Below are 17,137 nucleotides of genomic sequence, written 5' to 3'. Positions count from 1 at the left end.
AACGCTCGGCCGAGGTGACAAAGATGACACTAAGGGGAAGACATCCATGATCGATCGCACCCGTCGGACGCGTACGCGCCTGACTTCCGTCCTGGGGCTGGGGCTCGTCGCAGCCCTGGCTCTGAGCTCCTGTGCAGCTCCCGAACAGGGAACCGAGTCCGGAACGGCAGGGTCGAGCTCGCTCATGCTCGCCGCCGACAACGGATCGCCGACGTTCGTCAAGAACTTCAACCCATTCGTGATCGAGAAGCGAACCGCATCGACGATCATCAATGAACCCCTCATGGTCGTCAACGCTCTCGACGGCAAGTCAACGAACTTCCTGCAGACGAACTACACGCAGCCCGACGCCAAGACGATCGTCTCGGACATCCGCGAGGGCGTCACCTGGAGCGACGGCGAAGCATTCACCGCCGAGGACGTCGTCTTCACGTACAGCCTCCTCAAAGAGTTCCCGGCACTGGACAGCACCGGTGTCTGGTCGCGTCTTGAGTCCCTGAGCGCGGATGGCCAGACGGTCACCTTCGTCCTCCAGGCGGAGGACTCGTCCGCACCGATCACCATGCTCGCCGTGCCGATCGTCGCCGAGCACCTCTGGGCAGACGTGGCGGACCCGGTGACCTTCACCAACGATGACCCCATCGGAACCGGCCCCTACACTCTCGGCGACTTCAACGCGAACCAGTACAAGCTCGAGAAGAACCCGGACTACTGGCAGGCCGACAAGGTGGCCGCCGATGAACTCGTGCTCCCCGCCGCGAACTCGCAGCTGGACGTCGTCAACAACGGTTACGACTGGGCCTACGCGTTCATGTCGGATGTCGAGAACACCTGGGTCGCCGCCGACGAGGGCAACCAGTACTGGTTCCCCGCCGCTGGCACGGTTGCCATCGCGCCGAACCTCACCAAAGCGCCCTACAACGACCCGAACTTCCGCGAGGGCATGTCTCTCGCTCTCAAGCGCGACAGCATCGCCGACAACGCCTCAGAGGGCACGGTTGGTGCCGCCGGACAGCAGGGACTCCTGCTGCCGACACAGGCCGAGTGGCTCACCGACGCCATCCCCGACGAGGGCATGGTCACGCAGGACACCGACGCCGCTGAGGCGGCTTTCGCCAAGGCCGGATTCACGTCCAAGGGCGGAAAGCTCGTCGACGCGGACGGCGTGCAGGCCAAGATGACGATCACCACACCGAACGGCTGGACCGACTGGCTGCGCGCAGTGCAGGAGATCCAGAAACAGTATGTCGCGATCGGCATCGATGTGAAGATCAACCAGCCGCAGCCCGCCGCTTACTTCCAGGCGGTGCAGAACGGTGATTTCGATGTCGCGATGACGTCCTTCGGCGGCAACGGCTCGGTCTACCAGGGCTACTACAACCTGCTGAGCTCCGATTTCCTCCAGCCGATCGGCACCACGGCTCCGTCGAACTACCAGCGGTACTCCAACCCTGAGGTCGACAGGATGCTCACCGAGTTCCGCACGACCGTAGACGCGGACCGCCAGAAGGAGCTCGCCGGGGAACTCCAGGAGGTCATGTACAACGACCTCCCGGTCATCTCCGTCTACTACGCGGGCCTCTGGGGTCTCGTCTCCGACAAGAGCTTCACCGGCTGGCCCGACGCCGACAATCCCTACATGACGCCGACTCCGTACACCTCGGCAGCGCTCGTCGTCCTGACCACCATCACGAAGGCGAACGGCTAAGAGGTTCTCCTGCAGAACCGCTACAGGCTGAGCGAGGTGCCTCTGACACCTCGGGCACCTCGCTCAGCCCCGCTGTGCCCCCAACCTCCTATCGAAGGCGAGTAACCCGTGTGGTACCCCCTGCGCAAGCTTGGCTTGCTGCTCCTGACCGCGTGGGCCGCGATCACCCTGAACTTCCTGCTGCCGCGGCTCATGCCCGGCACGCCTGCTGATGCGGCCATCGCGAAGCTGGCACAGAACGGCCCTGTGGATCCAGCGACCCGAGCAGCCATCGAGGCTCAGCTCGGCGTCCCGACCGGCGACGTGTGGTCGCAATACGCTCAGTACCTCGGCAACGTGTCCCGCCTCGACTTCGGGGTCTCGTACACGTTCTTCCCGCAGAGCGTTTCCTCCCTCGTCTTGAACGCGCTCCCGTGGACACTTGTCATGGTCGGTCTCGTGACCATCGTGGCGTTCGTGCTCGGGACTCTGCTCGGTGTGCTCGCCGCCTGGAAGCGCGGCACCTGGCTGGACACGCTCCCCACGCTCGGCGGAACGTTCACCTCGGCCTTTCCATACTTCTGGACCGCCCTTCTGCTCGTCTTCTTCCTCGGCTACACGCTCAAGTGGTTCCCGACCTCGGGTGCGTATGGCCTCGAAGCGACCCCCAACCTCAGCCTCGCCTTCATCGGCGACGCGCTCGGCCACGCCTGGCTGCCCGCCGTGACGATCCTCGTCACCTCCGTCGGCGGCTGGATACTCGGGATGCGCAACAACATGATCAATACCCTCGGCGACGACTACGTCACCTTCGCCGAAGCGAACGGTCTGCGCACCCATACTGTCGCCATCAAGTACGCCGCCCGCAACGCGATCCTGCCGAACCTCACCGGCTTCGGCCTGGCGCTCGGTGGTGTGGTGGGTGGCTCGCTGCTCGTCGAGCAGGTCTTCAACTACCCCGGTGTGGGCTACTTGCTCTTCAACGCGGTCACGAACCAGGACTTCCCGCTCATGCAGGCGCTGTTCCTCATGATCACGATCAGTATTCTGCTCGCGAACTTCTTGGTCGACATCTTGTACGGACTATTGGATCCGAGGACCCGACGATGACTTCTCTAGTGAATCTCCCTGAACCCACGGGCTCGACCCCGCCCCATCAGGCCGCGCGCGGTGCCGGCCCCGTCCTCCCCAAGCAGCACGGACCGGCCTCGCCCTTGCGGGTCCTCACGCGCGGCGCCTCGACGATCTGGAGCAACAAGAAGGCCCGCATCGGCGTGGTCCTGCTCCTCGCCTTCGTGGCTCTGGCCATCTTCGCGCCGCTCATCGCGCCCTACGGCGCGAGCGAGAACGGCTTCGGACGCAACCAATCTCCATCCCCGAGCCACTGGTTCGGTACCACGGCTGCCGGCGAGGACGTGCTCTCGCAGGTTATCTTCGGTGCCCGGATTTCGGTGCTCGTCGGCTTCATCGCCGGGTTTCTCTCCACGCTCATCGCCGTCGTCGTGGGCCTGTCATGGGGCTATATCCGTGGCCCGCTCGCCGACGTCATCAACTTCATCGTCAACCTCGTGCTCGTCATCCCGGGGCTACCGCTCATGATCGTCATCGCGGCCTACCTGCAGAACGGCGGCATGACGATGATCATCTTCGTCGTTGTGCTCACCGGTTGGGCCTATGGGGCCCGCGTGCTCCGATCGCAGACACAGTCCATCCGCGGTCGTGACTTCATCACCGCGGCGCAGTTCGCCGGAGACGGCGCGGCCCGCATCGTCTTCCACGAGATCCTGCCGAACATGACCTCGCTCATCACCGGCAGCTTCTTCGGTGCGGCGACGTCGGCGATCCTCGCGGAGTCTGGCCTGTCCTTCCTGGGGATCGGTGACACGACGACCGTGAGCTGGGGATCCATGCTCTTCTGGGCGTCGAATTCAAACGCCCTGCTCACCGGTCAGTGGGTGCTGTTGTTCGCACCCGGCCTGTGCATCGCACTGATCGCCACGTCGCTCACTCTTATCAACTTCGGGGTGGACGGCCTGTCCAACCCCCGCCTACGGGAAGGAACCGGACGATGAGCCTGCTCGAGGTCAACAATCTGTCGGTCATTTATGAACCGCGCGGTGCGGAGCCGACTTATGCGGTCAAGAACGCTTCTTTCTCCCTGGAACGGGGCGAGTTCGTCGGCCTGGTGGGAGAGTCCGGCTCCGGAAAATCAACCCTGGGCTTCGCGGTGACCCGCCTCGCCAAGGCGCCGGCGCGCATCTCACAGGGAACGATCCTTTTCGATGGGCGCGATATCGCGAACATGGATGACGAGGAGCTGCGCAAGCAGCGCCAGGGCGGTTTCGCGATGGTGTTGCAGTCGGGCATGAACGCGCTCAACCCGGTGCGCTCGATTCGCAAGCATTTTGGTGACATTTTCGCCGCGCACGGCCACGTGCCCGCAAGCAAGCGGCTCGCGCGAGCCTACGACCTCGTCGAGAAGGTCGAGCTACCCCGCGATGTGCTCGACCGCTTCCCCGGCGAGCTTTCCGGCGGGATGCGACAACGCGTCTCGATCGCTCTCGCCCTGTCTCTCGAGCCTCAGCTCATGGTCTTCGATGAGCCGACCACCGCTCTCGACGTGCTCGTGCAGCACGCCGTCATGGGCACCATCCGGGAGCTGCAGAAGTCTGAGAACTTTACCGCGCTGCTGATCAGTCACGACCTCGGCATCGTGCTGGAGTCGACGACACGGGTCATGGTCATGAGCGAGGGCGTCATCGTTGAGGATGGTACGTCGCAGCAGATCCTGCACGCACCGCAGCACGAGTACACACAGATGTTGCTCGGCCACTATGCCGACCCCCGCGCGGAGGTCGTCCAGGTGCCCGGGCTCGTCGTGCGCGGCTCGACGATCTCGACCACCGGGCTCGATGGCGTCCCCAACGCTGTCTCGCCGATGACGGGCGAGTTGGTGACAAGTGCGCCCTCCGGGCCCGCCCGGCGCCGACCGGGGCGACCCGAGGCGGCGGCGATCGTGGTCGACGACGTCACCAAGGTCTATCCGCGGCCGCGCCGCGGTAGCGACCCGGTCACTGCCGTGGACCACGTCTCCTTCACCCTCGACCGGGGCCAGTCCATGGCCCTGGTCGGCGCGAGCGGCTCGGGAAAGTCCACCATCGCCAAGCTCATCACCGGCGTCGAACGTCCGACATCGGGCACGATCCTTTTCGGTGAGACCCGGGTCGATACGCTACGGGGCAAGGGGCTGCGGGGGCTACGCCAGGAGGTGCAGATGGTCTTCCAAGACCCGTACTCCGCGCTCAACCCACTGCACACCGTCGAGTACGCGCTCATGCGCCCCGTCCTCAACTACACCGGACTGCGCGGTGCCGAGGCGCGCACCCGCGTGCTCGAGCTCCTCGATACCGTGGGTCTGACGCCCGTCGAGCAGTTCGCGGCGAAGCTCCCGCATCAGCTCTCCGGCGGACAGCGTCAGCGCGTGGTCATCGCCCGCGCGCTCGCTTGCGACCCGCAGGTGATCATCGCGGATGAGCCCGTTTCGATGCTCGACGTGTCGTTGCGCGCTGGTGTTCTCGCGCTCCTTGATGGACTGCGGGTCACGTTCGGCGTTTCGATGCTCTACATCACCCATGACCTCCTCTCCGCCCGGCTGGTGACTGACCAGATCATGGTCCTCAATCAAGGCCGCGTGGTGGAGTCCGGACAGACCGCCCAGGTGCTTCGGTTCCCCCAGGACCCCTACACGATGGAGCTGCTCGAGGCGATTCCGCAGCCACACCGCGCGGGAGCCGGGCGATGACCGGCGCCGGGCGCACTGCGCACACCACGTGCTGACTGCACCAATCCACACAAGACCAAGCGAGGCAAACATGCTGCACTTCCCCGAAGGATTCCGCTGGGGATCCGCGACCGCCGCTCACCAGATCGAGGGCAACAACGTCAGCTCCGACTGGTGGCGTCGCGAGCACCTCGTGGACTCCACGATCGCCGAGCCGAGCCTTGATGCCTGCGATAGCTACCACCGCTTCCGCGAGGACATGCAGGCGCTCGTCGATGCGGGCCTGGGTATATATCGCTTTTCGATCGAGTGGGCTCGCATCGAGCCCCAGAAAGGCTTCGTCTCTCAGGCGGAGCTCGCCCACTACCGCCGCATGGTCCTGACGGCCATTGAGCTCGGCCTCGAGCCGATGATCACGCTGCACCATTTCACCATTCCGCAGTGGTTCGAGGACGAAGGTGGGTGGCGTGCGCCCGACGCCGTCGAGCGATTCGCTTTTTACACGCGGACCGTGCTCCCCGTCCTTGAGGGCGTGGAATGGGTGTGCACCATCAACGAGCCGAACATGGTCGCGATGATGGCCGGAGGCGACGGTCTAGGTACGACCTTGCAAGCTTTCGGACAGCCCGGACCCGACGTCAGCGTCGCCCGGACCCTGCTCGCGGCCCACCGCGCCTGCCGAGCGGTGCTCGCGGAGGCAGGCGATTTCCGCACTGGCTGGACGGTCGCCACACAGGACTTTCAGCCTGAGCCAGGCTGCGAGGAGATCGCCCGTGAGTATGGCTACGACCGTGACGCCTGGTACCTCGAGATGGCTGCCGGCGACGACTGGGTCGGCGTGCAGGCCTACACCCGCACCAAGATCGGTCCCGAGGGGCCGCTCCCGATAGCCGACGACGCCGAGAGGACCCTTACCGGCTGGGAGTTCTACCCGCGAGCCCTCGAGGACGGTATCCGCCTGTCCCACGAGATGGCACCGGGGGTGCCCGTCTTCGTCACCGAGAATGGCATCGCTACCGACGATGACACCCGCCGGGTGGCCTATCTGCAGGGCGCGCTCGAGGGACTGCACCGGGCGATCACCGACGGGATCCAGGTGGAGGGCTACCTGTACTGGAGCTTGCTCGACAACTACGAGTGGGGTTCCTACGGCCCGACCTTCGGGCTCGTGAGTGTGGACCGCTCCACCTTCGTGCGGACCGTCAAACCCAGCGCTCATTGGCTCGGCAACGTGGCGACGGCCAACGCTCTCGCCGTCTGAGCTTTCCCGCCCGCACCATCCCGCTCGACCCGCCGCACCCCACCCACTTGCAGCTGCCTGCCTTGAGGAATATTCGTGACCACGCACACCGTCCACCCATCCACTGCCGATCCTGCTGCAGCAGCCACAGACCTGCCGGCCGAGCGTGGCCAGAGGAGAGTCGCGCCGACGGCGGCGTTGCTTGAGGCGGGGACCACTCGCATCGAGCTGTCAGCCGCCGGCGACGTGCGTGCCATCACGTACGGGGAGTCGATGTTGGTCAACCAGTATCTGCCGAGCGAGCATGACGCCATGGTCGGCGGCGTGTTCTTGCGCCGCCACGGCCTGGACGCCTCGGGTGCTCGCATTGTCGAGGGGGTGCCGCTCGTCGGTGGACGCTCGGCCGGTGACTTCGCTGAGGCGCCGGGCTACGTGCGCTGGTCAGGCCAGGCCCTCGGGGCGAGCTACGTGGTGACTCTCACTCTTGACCCGCACGGTGACGTCTGGGTGTGGCGGGTGGACCTCGCGACCGCTGAGCCCGGCGCGGCGGGCTCCATCTACGACGTCGTCTTCGCCCAGGACCTGGCCCTCGTGCCGTTCTCGACGGCCGTCAACAACGAGCCGTACGTGAGCCAGTACGTCGTGCACCACGTGCTCGACGACGCCCGCGCCGGAGCCGTGGTCGCGAGCCGGCAGACCATGGCGACTGCGCCCGTGCTGCCTCTGGCGGTGACCGCTCTCGTCGAAGGAGCTCGCGCCTACCTCACCGACGGATTCTCGTTCTATGGGCTCGACGCGAAGATCGATGGCCGCGCTCACAGTCTCGGCGTGCCCGACTGGGACTCGCTCATCTATCAGTACGAGTTCGCCTTCCCGGTGCTACTCGGTCCCGAGTTCGATCTCACCGCTCCGCGCACCGTGCACGCCGTGACGGCCGTGGTCGCGGACTACCGCGGAGAGCTCGCCGACGCCCTCGACGAGGTGCCTGGACTGTTCGATCGCGCGCTCGCGCTGGGGCTGGGCAGCGCGCCCTCAGCACTGCACGACGGAGTGAGCTCCGTCACAGTGCATACCGCTCCCGCTGCCGGGCCGCACGCGTCGTCCCGCTCCCTGTTGGTATCGGCCCCGCTCTTGGCCGGCCTCGACCTCTCCGACGCCGAGCTCACCGAGCTCGGGACCGTGTCGGCGAACTCCGACGCGTCGTCCCGGGTCCTCCAGCCCGAGCGCGACGATGCCGGGAACCTGCTGTCCTTCTTCACGCCAGAGGCCACCCACGTCGTCAGCCGTGCAAAGGAACTCGCGGTTGAGCGACCCCACGGGCACGTCCTCAAGGCCGGCACCGACGTTAGCCCGAACGACAACATCCTCTCCGCGACGGCCTACGCCTACGGGGTCTTCGCCTCGCACGTTGTCGTCGGGAACACGACCGCCAACCGTTTCGTCTCCGTCCAACGCAACCACCTCAACCTGCTGCGTTCCTCAGGGGTGCGGGCACTCGTTCGAATAGGTGACCGGTGGCAGCTGCTCGGAGTGCCCTCCGCCCTCGTCCTCGACCTCGGCGGGGTCCGTTGGATCTACGCGACCGAGGACGGTCGCATCGAGGTGCGCACGACGGCGAGCCATGACGCCCGTGCCATCGAGATCTGCATCGACTCCGAGCAGCCGATCGACATCATCCTCACCGTGGATGTCGAGCTCGGCGGGCAGTCGTGGACCGCAAGCCGGGCCCTCAACGGCCGCGCGATCGTCTACGCTGCGGACGCCGGGACCGACGTCGCCGAGCACTGCCCTGATCTCGTCTACGTACTCGCCAGTGAGGCCGGGCGCTTCGGTGACGACACGGTGCTCTTCCCCGACGGCCGCTCCCATGGCACGAACCTGACGACTGTCGCTTTCGACGCAACGACCTCGGCCTCGCTTGTGCTCTCCGGTGACCTCGACGGCGCCGCGGACGCCCTCGCCCACGCCGAGGCGGTGCTCGACAACCCACTCGACGTCGCCGCCGAGCTCGAGGCGCACCGCGGTTACATCGCCGACTACACGCGCAACCTACGGGTCGAGGGCGACGGCCGCCTCACCGAGATCAACCTCCTGCTGCCGTGGTTCACGCAGAACGCGCTGGTTCACTTCCTCGTCCCGCACGGTCTCGAACAATACTCCGGCGCGGCCTGGGGCACCCGTGACGTCTGCCAGGGACCGCTCGAGCTCAACCTCGCCTTCGGTCACTTCGACGCGGCGCGCGACATCGTCCGCCGGGTGTTCGCCCAGCAGTCCCCGGACGGGACCCTGCCGCAATGGTTCATGTTCGACGCCTACCGCGAGCGGTACTCCGACGAGGCCCACGGCGACGTCGTCGTCTGGCCCTTGATGGCGCTGGGGGAGTACCTGGCTGCGACCGGCGATACGACGATCCTCGACGTCACGGTGCCGTACTGGGACGGCGAGCTGCGCCGCCCGGGCAGCGTGGCTGCGCCCCTCACCGACCATGTGCGCGCCTCCCTGAACTACATCCGCAGCCACCGCGCCCCTGGGACTGACCTGCTCTCGTACGGTGAGGGCGACTGGGATGACACCCTCCAGCCCGCACAGGCCTCAATGAGCCGTGAGATGGCCTCCGCCTGGACCGTCGCCCTTCTGTTTCAGGCGGTCAGCACCCTCGGCGGCCAGCTTCGGGGGACCGCGCACGACTCGCTCGCCACCGACCTCATGTCCGAGGCGTCGACGATAGCGGCTGAATTCGCTGAGCGTCTCATCATCGACGATGTGCTCGCCGGCTACGTCGTCTTCACCCCCGAGGGCCCGCGGCCCGTGCTGCACCCCAGCGACGACCGGACGGGGCTTTCCTACCGGCTCATCCCCATGACCCGGTCGATCATCGCCGGACTGTTCACCCCCGAGCAAGCAGTGCGCCACGAGAGTCTCGTCGAGGAGCACCTGCACTTCCCCGACGGCGTCCGCCTCATGGACCGGCCCGCGCCCTTCCACGAAGGCCAGACGCGATTCTTCCGTCGTGGTGAGCAAGCGGCGAACTTCGGCCGTGAAGTCGGGCTCATGTACACCCATGCCCACATCCGCTACACGCAGGCCCTCGCGACGCTGGGCCGAGAGCGGCTCGTCACGGAGCTGTTGAGAATCAGCCCAGTCGGCCAGTTCGAGCGACTGAGCACGAGCATGCCGCGCCAGCGAAACTGCTACTACTCATCCTCCGACGCCGCCTTCACCGACCGCTACGACGCCGCCGCGAATTTCGACCGGTTGCGAGATGGCACCGTCGGGGTCAAGGGCGGATGGCGCGTCTACTCCAGTGGCCCGGGTATCTACCTTCGCCAGCTGGTGCAGGGAGCGCTCGGCCTCGTCGAGCGAGCCGGCGCGGTGGTCATAGACCCGGTCCTCGCTCTCGAGGACGACGGCCTCACGATCGCCATCGACCTTGCCGGCGAGCGTCGCACGGTGCGCTTCCACGTCGAGCCCGGCAGCGGGGATGTCCGCGTGATGGCCGACGGCGCGCCCCTCACCGGGGTCAAGACGACGGCGCACTACCGCCAGGGCGGCCTGTCCGTCTCGTTCGCGGACCTCGTCGGAACCTCGGTCCTCGACGTTCACGTCGGCGTTGACCGCAGCACACTTGAGGCCTGACCATGGAGGAACATCTGATGACATCGCCGGCGGACAACCCCACCCCATCGCTCTCGGCGGGCGAAGAGCAATTGGCGCAGGCCTCCACGGGCCTGGTTGACACCGAGACCTACATCGACCTGGAGCTCGTCGCGCTGTGCCGGGAGTCCGCCGCTGACGGGACTGTCCTGCTCCGCAACGACGGCACCCTCCCTCTGCGCGGGGGGTCGCGCATTGCGCTCTTCGGGCGGGTCCAGATCGACTACTTCTCGGTCGGGTACGGGTCGGGCGGGGACGTCAACGCTCCGTACTCCTGGAACCTTCTGGACGCACTGCGCGACGGCGGCCAGGTCACCGTCGACGCAGATCTCGCCGCGTCCTACACGCGCTGGTGCGCGGAGAACCCACCCGACGAGGGCACCTGGGGGAATTGGCCGCGCTACTTCGAGGAGATGCCCCTCGAAGGCGAGGCCGTTCGAGCCGCCGCAACCCGGACGGACGTCGCCATCGTCGTCCTGGGGCGTGCCGCCGGGGAAGCGCGAGAGAACACCCTGACCCAGGGCAGTTATTACCTCACGGACGCGGAGAAGAGCCTGCTGGACGCGGTCACCTCAGCGTTCACGCACACCGTCGTGGTGCTCGATTGCGGCAACGTCATCGATCTCGCCTGGCTGGACCAGTACGGCGAGGCGATCTCCTCGGTGCTCTACGCCTGGCAGGGCGGCATGGAGGGCGCGCGGGCCATCGCGGACGTCCTGACCGGCGTGCAGGTGCCCGGAGGGCGACTCACCGACACCATCGCGCGTTCCTACGCCGACTACCCGAGCGCACCGAACTTCGGCGGGCTCGAGCATAACGACTACGCGGAGGACATCTACGTCGGCTACCGGTACTTCGAAACCTTCGCGCCCGACGCCGTCCTCTTTCCCTTTGGGTTCGGTCTCGGGTACTCGAGACTCGATGTGGTGGCCACGGCCCACGTCAACGACGAGGAGGTCACGGTCACCGCGCGCGTGAGCAACGTCGGGACGGAGCATCCCGGCGCTGAGGTCGTCCAGGTGTACGTCCAAGCGCCGGACGGCGAGCTCGGCAAGCCTGCCCGCACGCTGGCATCCTTCGCGAAGTCGCGACGACTGGACCCGGGCGAGAGCGAGTCGTTGCACCTGGCGTTCCCGATCGCCTCTCTGGCCTCTTACGACGATTCCGGGGCAACCGGCCATCGGTCCGCCTACGTCCTCGAGGCCGGTCAATACACGGTGTTCGCCGGCACCGACGTGCGCGCGGCGACCCAGATCGCCTCGTTCACGCTCAGCGAGCTGCGCGTCGTCGAACAGCTGACCGAGGCGTGCGCACCCGCCGCCGCTCACCCCTTCCAACGGATGATTCTCGACCGCGACGACGCCGGTCGCGCCGTCGTCGGGTGGCAGGATGTCCCCACGCGGGAGGTCTCCCGCCGCGAACGGCTCCAGGCACGCACGGTTCCGGCGCTGGAGCAGACCGGAAGCCAGGCCGTCACTCTGGCCGATGTCGCTGAAGGGGCAGCGACGCTCGACGAGTTCGTGGCCCAGCTCTCCCACGAGGACCTGGAAGCGCTCACCCGAGGTGACGTAGTCATGGACAGCCCGCTCGGGACGCCCGGGAACGCCGGCGTGTTCGGCGGCATCACCGCGTCGCTACGAGCGAAGGGCGTGCCTCCCATCACGACGACGGACGGCCCCTCCGGCATCCGGCTGGCGGCCTACGCTGCGCTCCTGCCCTGCGGAGCGGCACTCGCCTCAACCTGGAACACCCCGCTCGTGCGTCGACTCGCGGCGCACCACGGCGAGGAGATGGTCCGCAAGGGCACCCACGTGCTACTCAGCCCGGGAATGAACATTCACCGTGACCCCCTGTGCGGGCGCAACTTCGAGTACTTCTCCGAGGACCCGCTGGTCACCGGCCTTATCGCGGCCGCAGTCGTGGCTGGCGTCCAGGAAGCGGGAGTAGCGGCCTGCCCCAAGCACTTTGCGTGCAACAACCAGGAAACCAACCGGAACCTCAACGACTCGAGGGTCTCGGAACGGGCTCTGCGGGAGATCTATCTGCGCGGGTTTCAGATCTGCCTCGCCCAGGCGCGCCCGCACACCCTCATGACGTCGTACAACAAAATCAACGGCGCATGGTCGCACTACAACGACGAGTTGTGCACGACGATCCTGCGGGAGGAATGGGGATTTGAGGGAACGGTGATCACCGATTGGTGGATGCAGCGCGCCGTCGACCCGGATTTCCCGGCGGTGGCTGACGACGCTTACCGGGTCCGCGCGCAGGTCGACGTCTTTATGCCTGGCGGATGGTTCGACCACGTCAGCGGCGGCTTCGACGCCTCGGCGGCATCGTCTCTGCTCGATTCCCTCGCTCGCCCAGACGGCATCACACTCGGCGAGGTCCAGCGCACCGCCCGAACCGTCCTCCAGCTCGTCCTGGCGCTGCCCGCGCTGAGCAAGGAGATCCTCAGGAACTCGGCGGCGGGGAGCCAGCCCTAGGTACGAGCATCGGCGTAGACCTTCCCTTTGCCCCTCAAGCCGGCCCTTCCGCATCAACCAGTGCCGGAGCGGCGTCGGATGAGAACAACGACGACCACCCGGCCGGGCGGAGTGCCGGCGGGTTGTGGATAACTCTTTTCAGGCCGTGCGCCTGGCTCAGTCCGTGTCGAGGTGCTCGTGCAGAAAGGCCGACACCGCACCGCGCATCGCCGCATCGAGGATGCCGATGGAGTGCAGGCTGCCCGGCACCGTGACGAGCTGGTTGACGATGCCGAGGGCGTTGAGCTCCGCGGCGAAGCCGGTGGACTGGCTCAGCGGAATGAACTCGTCAGTGGACGACCCGACGAAGACGGGCGGGTCGGTGCGATCCAGCGACCTGACGGCCGACGCGTCCCGGGCCGCCCGACAGTCCAGCAGCGATTCGCAGTCCAGGTAGTCGAGCACGATCTGCTCAAGCCCAGAGGAGCCGCCGGCCACCACGATGCCGTCGTAGCTCAGGTCGACGGGCCCGGAGAGCTCGGCAACAGCCGCGACCCGGCTGCCGTCGGTAAGCGATCCAGTGCCGCGGGCACCGAGCAGCGTGGCCAGGTTGCCGCCCGCCGAACCGCCGAAGGCACCGATTCGGGCGGGGTCGATGCCGTAGTGCTCGGCATTTGCGCGCATCCACTCGACGGCGCGGCCCAGGTCTTCAATGGCAGCCGGAAAACTCACCGCCGGCACCAGCCTGTAGTTCACCGAGTACGCCACGAACCCCTCGGAGGCGAGCCATTCGCAGACATTGCGCCAGTCGCTGTTGCCTTTGTCGCCGCGAGCCCAGCTGCCGCCGTGGATGGAGAGCACCGCCGGCCGGAGGGTGGCTTGAGAGGGCGTCTCGGTGTCCGTGCCCGGTTCCATCGCGCCAGCGGTGGCCGGATCCGCGGATGCGTCGTCGGCGGGAGCCGCCGTCGGCTCGGGCTCAGGGGACGGATCGGGCGCGGCCGTTTGGCCGGCCGCCGCGTCCCCGGTGTCGCCGTCCACGTCAGCGGTTGACCCGGCATCCGCTTCTGGCGGCGAGCAGACGTCGAGGGTGAGCTGGGTGCCGTCCGGCTGGGTGGCGTAGACGACGTCCTCATCGATCACGGCGTCCCCGGGCGCGGTGAAGGTGCGGATGCCCACGATCGCCGTGGTGTCGACCTCGCTCGCGGTTCCGCCGGCCTGTGCGGGCGCCACCGGGCGCAGGTTCCAATGCAGGCCGCCGAGCAAGGCGGTGGCCACGACGGCCATGCCGCCGGCATAGGCGACGAAGAGAACGAGAAAGCGTCGGGAGCCGAGTCCGATGATGCGGCGACCGTTACTCACGGATGCTCCTGAAATGTGCTGGGTGCGGGTGCTTTCGAGAATAGATCGGTCGGGCCCGGCCCGCTAATCGGCGGGCGTCAAAACGCCGGCCGGGCGCGTCGCAGAGCGGCCCGACGGCGGCCTCAGCGGGGCGTCAGGCCTTCGCGGGGACGTCGCGGGTAATCCCCGGGCTCAGAGCGGCGAGCATCCGGGTGACGTCGAGGGCCGCCGCGCTGGCCGCGACGATGGCTTCCGCACCCAGTTCACGGTGCTCATGGATCGCCTCGGTCATGGCGGCTGCGGCATCCTCGGCCGCCCGCAGGGCGTCGAGACTCGGTTCCCCGGTGTCCCATTCATTGACCAGGGCGGCCGTCGCCCGCACCGCCGCACTCAGCGCCGGTCGCAGCGCGGCCGGCAGCTCCACGGGCACCGGTGTACCCCAGGCCGCCCCAGCGAGCACGTCGGTGAGGTCGCGCACATAGAAGGTCGCGTTCTCGAGCGCCGCCAGGTCGTCATAGTCGGTGCTGAGATCGTGCGGCCGGATGCGCGCCCGCGGGTTGATCCGGCGGCTCTCGTCGGCCTCCGCCAACGCGCGACGCACGGCGGTGCTGGTGCTCGCCAACGTGGCGCCCTGCTTGGACCATTCGCCCTCCTCGGGCGGCCAGCTCGCCTCGAGGGCGTCGGCAACCGAACCCAGGTGCAATCCGAGCGCACGCCGCAACCTGGACAATTCCTTCACCGCGGCAGTCACCCGCAGCGGGGGTGCGACGAGGAGGTTCACCGCCAGCCCGACAACGATGCCCAGGGTCATCTGCGAGACGTATCCGATCGAATAGCCGTCGGCGTTCGGACCGCCGACGATCAGCACGAACAGACCCGCGATCGGCACGTACTCCCGTCCGGCGCCCAGCTGGCGGATGCCGCCGAACAGCATGCCGATCCCCACCACGAGCGACACCGTCAGCACGCTGGGTTCGCTGAAGATGATCACCGCGGCCGCCAGAGCAATGCCGATCACCAGCCCGGCAAGGGTCTGCATAGCGTTCTTGATCGACCCCATCAGGGTCGGAAAGCTGGCCACGATGACACCGAGCGGCGCGTAGTAGGGGTAATCGTTGGCGACGCCGGGCATCAGGGGGGCGAGCTTCCAGGCGATCGCCACCGCAACGGCCGTCTTCACGGCCTGCAGCAGGCGGGGATGTGCCACGGCGGTCTTCACCAGGCCACCGGCGGCACGTGGGGAGAGATCGGGAGTGCGCATCGAACGAGTCTGCACGATTCCCGGCTTCCCGCCCAATCGCGGCTGGCCCCGCGGGCCCAGAGGTTTCGGCGCCATCGGCATAGAATCGCGGCATCACCTGGGCCTGTCCCCGCGGGGAGAGCTCGAAAAGGAGGCGTCGTGAAGATCGCGATAGCGGGAGGAACCGGCACCGTCGGGCGTCACGTCACCGACCTGGTCAGCCGTCTTGGGCACCAGCCTGTCGTCCTCGCCCGGTCGACCGGAATCGACCTCGTGACCGGAGACAGGCTCTCCTCGGTGCTCGACGGTGTTGACGGGGTCATCGATGTGGTCAATACCTCCACGCTGTCTGCTAAAGCGTCCACCCGCTTCTTCGGCACGGCCACGGCCACTCTGCTCAGGGCAGAGGCCGCCGCCGGGGTGCGGCACCACGTCACCCTCTCGATCGTGAATGCCGACACGGTCTCCGCCGGGTACTACGCGGGCAAGGTCGTCCAGGAGGAGGCGGTGAAACGCGGCGCCGTGCCGTGGACCATGCTCAGGGCCACGCAGTTCCACGAGTTCGCGGCCCAGACCCTCGGGCGAGGCTCGCGCGGCATCCTCACCCTGGTGCCCGTCATGCGGACCCAGCCCGTCGCGGCGCGGGAGGTTGCCCAGCGGCTCGTCGAGCTTGTGGTGGGCCCGCCGCGCGGGCAGGTGCCCGATCTCGGCGGCCCACGGGAGGAACGCCTTGTCGACATGGTGCGCGACTACGCCCGAGTCACGCGCACTCACGCCCGCATCGTGCAATTCAAGCTCCCAGGCCGAATGGGCACCGCGATGCGAGACGGCACCCTGTTGCCGGCCCCCAACACCGAACGAGGTGCCGAGTCCTTCGCACAGTGGCTCGACGGCATCGCGCACCCAAAGCCCGCCGGCTAGCAACCGTGACTTTTGGGACTCGATAAGGTAACGTGGACAAGTCGGCTCTTGACACCGCGTGTTTCATTGTGTGCGCGGATGGGTTTGTAAGTCAGGATGGGCCGGTTTCCCAGTAATCCGCTGGTGAAAAATCACTGTATGTGAACGGCCCCGGCCATAGACTGCCCGGGTTCTCAGGTTGCGTCGCCGTGCGACGCACTACTGCCATGTACTCAACACAACCCAGAAATACTTCTATGCCTTCTAGCAAGAAGCCGGCCGTCGGCCGCCCAGCCAAGAACTTCGACCCGAGCCACTCCAAGGGCGGCCCCAAGGGCGCACCCAAGGGCGGCAGCAAGAGCCCCGGACACCGCGGCTACCGCGCAGACGATGGCGCTCCCAAGAAGCAGCGCTGGAACGCCGACGAGCGCGCAGCGCGTTCCGGTGAGCGCTCCTCCTCCGACCGTCCCGCCTACGGTGACCGTCCCGCCTACGGTGCCCGCACCGAGCGTCCGGCCTCCAACGACCGTGCCCCGCGCACCGACCGTCCCTCGTACAACAACGACCGTCCCGCTCGCGGCGACCGTCCCTCGTACAACAACGACCGTCCCGCTCGCGGCGACCGTCCCTCCTACGGCGACCGTGCCCCGCGCACCGATCGCCCGTCGTACAACAACGACCGTCCGTCGTACGGCGACCGTGCCCCGCGCACCGATCGCCCGTCGTACAACAACGACCGTCCGGCTCGCACAGAGCGTCCGTCCTACGGTGACCGTGCCCCGCGCACTGACCGTCCGTCGTACAACAACGACCGCCCGTCGTACGGTGACCG

10 protein-coding genes and 1 pseudogene are annotated in these 17,137 nt (G+C 67.2%); 9 read left to right on the top strand and 2 right to left on the bottom strand.

Annotation, left to right across the window (positions count from 1 at the left end):
• The first annotated feature begins 46 nt into the window (after window positions 1–46).
• The 7 genes from E3O60_RS04940 to E3O60_RS04910 all read left to right on the top strand — a co-directional run bounded on the left by E3O60_RS04940 (window position 47) and on the right by E3O60_RS04910 (window position 12,848).
• The gene (locus tag E3O60_RS04940; RefSeq protein WP_088457366.1) at window positions 47–1,708 is read left to right on the top strand and encodes an ABC transporter substrate-binding protein; all 1,662 of its coding nucleotides are present in this window, start codon (window positions 47–49) and stop codon (window positions 1,706–1,708) included.
• A gap of 108 nt (window positions 1,709–1,816) precedes the next feature.
• Entirely contained in the window at window positions 1,817–2,797 is a 981-nt protein-coding gene (locus tag E3O60_RS04935) for an ABC transporter permease (RefSeq protein ID WP_088457365.1), read from the top strand.
• A complete protein-coding gene (locus tag E3O60_RS04930; protein ID WP_134409373.1) occupies window positions 2,794–3,759 on the top strand; it encodes an ABC transporter permease in 966 nt (321 codons plus the stop codon). Before E3O60_RS04935 ends, E3O60_RS04930 begins: the two co-directional genes overlap by 4 nt.
• On the top strand, window positions 3,756–5,489 hold the full coding sequence (locus tag E3O60_RS04925) for an ABC transporter ATP-binding protein (RefSeq protein ID WP_134480210.1): 1,734 nt from the start codon (window positions 3,756–3,758) through the stop codon (window positions 5,487–5,489). The genes E3O60_RS04930 and E3O60_RS04925 overlap by 4 nt, the downstream gene beginning before the upstream one ends.
• A 70-nt stretch (window positions 5,490–5,559) precedes the next feature.
• Window positions 5,560–6,729, top strand: a complete 1,170-nt coding sequence (locus E3O60_RS04920; protein ID WP_134497300.1) for a glycoside hydrolase family 1 protein — start codon at window positions 5,560–5,562, stop codon at window positions 6,727–6,729.
• A 75-nt stretch (window positions 6,730–6,804) separates the two neighbouring features.
• Window positions 6,805–10,344, top strand: a complete 3,540-nt coding sequence (locus tag E3O60_RS04915; protein ID WP_134497298.1) for a hypothetical protein — start codon at window positions 6,805–6,807, stop codon at window positions 10,342–10,344.
• A 17-nt stretch (window positions 10,345–10,361) separates the two neighbouring features.
• Window positions 10,362–12,848, top strand: a complete 2,487-nt coding sequence (locus E3O60_RS04910) for a glycoside hydrolase family 3 C-terminal domain-containing protein (RefSeq protein ID WP_134497296.1) — start codon at window positions 10,362–10,364, stop codon at window positions 12,846–12,848.
• A gap of 156 nt (window positions 12,849–13,004) precedes the next feature.
• Here the strand turns inward: E3O60_RS04910 and E3O60_RS04905 are convergent, their stop codons facing one another.
• A complete protein-coding gene (locus E3O60_RS04905; RefSeq protein WP_134480205.1) occupies window positions 13,005–14,186 on the bottom strand; it encodes an alpha/beta hydrolase in 1,182 nt (393 codons plus the stop codon).
• Between the two features lie 133 nt (window positions 14,187–14,319).
• A complete protein-coding gene (locus E3O60_RS04900) occupies window positions 14,320–15,426 on the bottom strand; it encodes an aromatic acid exporter family protein (protein ID WP_088457360.1) in 1,107 nt (368 codons plus the stop codon).
• Window positions 15,427–15,564: 138 nt separating this feature from the next.
• On the opposite strand from E3O60_RS04900, the gene E3O60_RS04895 reads away from it, so the two are divergent.
• Both E3O60_RS04895 and E3O60_RS04890 read left to right on the top strand, forming a co-directional pair.
• Window positions 15,565–16,326 (top strand): SDR family oxidoreductase, encoded by a 762-nt coding sequence (locus tag E3O60_RS04895; RefSeq protein ID WP_088457359.1) that lies wholly within the window; start codon window positions 15,565–15,567, stop codon window positions 16,324–16,326.
• Between the two features lie 236 nt (window positions 16,327–16,562).
• Window positions 16,563–17,137: pseudogene (locus E3O60_RS04890) on the top strand (ATP-dependent helicase); the annotation flags it as partial.

This window comes from Cryobacterium sp. TMB1-7 (assembly GCF_004402435.1).
GTDB classification, from domain to species: Bacteria; Actinomycetota; Actinomycetes; order Actinomycetales; family Microbacteriaceae; genus Cryobacterium; species Cryobacterium zongtaii.
Note: the sequence above shows the minus strand (reverse complement) of the source record. Positions and strands in the feature narration are given on the sequence as shown.

What these genes read in the sequence shown, in the direction of transcription:
- E3O60_RS04940 (WP_088457366.1), top strand. Translation starts at nt 47, where the DNA reads ATGATCGATCGCACCCGTCGGACGCGTACGCGCCTGACTTCCGTCCTG.
- E3O60_RS04930 (WP_134409373.1), top strand. Translation starts at nt 2,794, where the DNA reads ATGACTTCTCTAGTGAATCTCCCTGAACCCACGGGCTCGACCCCGCCC.
- E3O60_RS04925 (WP_134480210.1), top strand. Translation starts at nt 3,756, where the DNA reads ATGAGCCTGCTCGAGGTCAACAATCTGTCGGTCATTTATGAACCGCGC.
- E3O60_RS04920 (WP_134497300.1), top strand. Translation starts at nt 5,560, where the DNA reads ATGCTGCACTTCCCCGAAGGATTCCGCTGGGGATCCGCGACCGCCGCT.
- E3O60_RS04910 (WP_134497296.1), top strand. Translation starts at nt 10,362, where the DNA reads ATGACATCGCCGGCGGACAACCCCACCCCATCGCTCTCGGCGGGCGAA.
- E3O60_RS04900 (WP_088457360.1), bottom strand. Translation starts at nt 15,426, where the DNA reads ATGCGCACTCCCGATCTCTCCCCACGTGCCGCCGGTGGCCTGGTGAAG.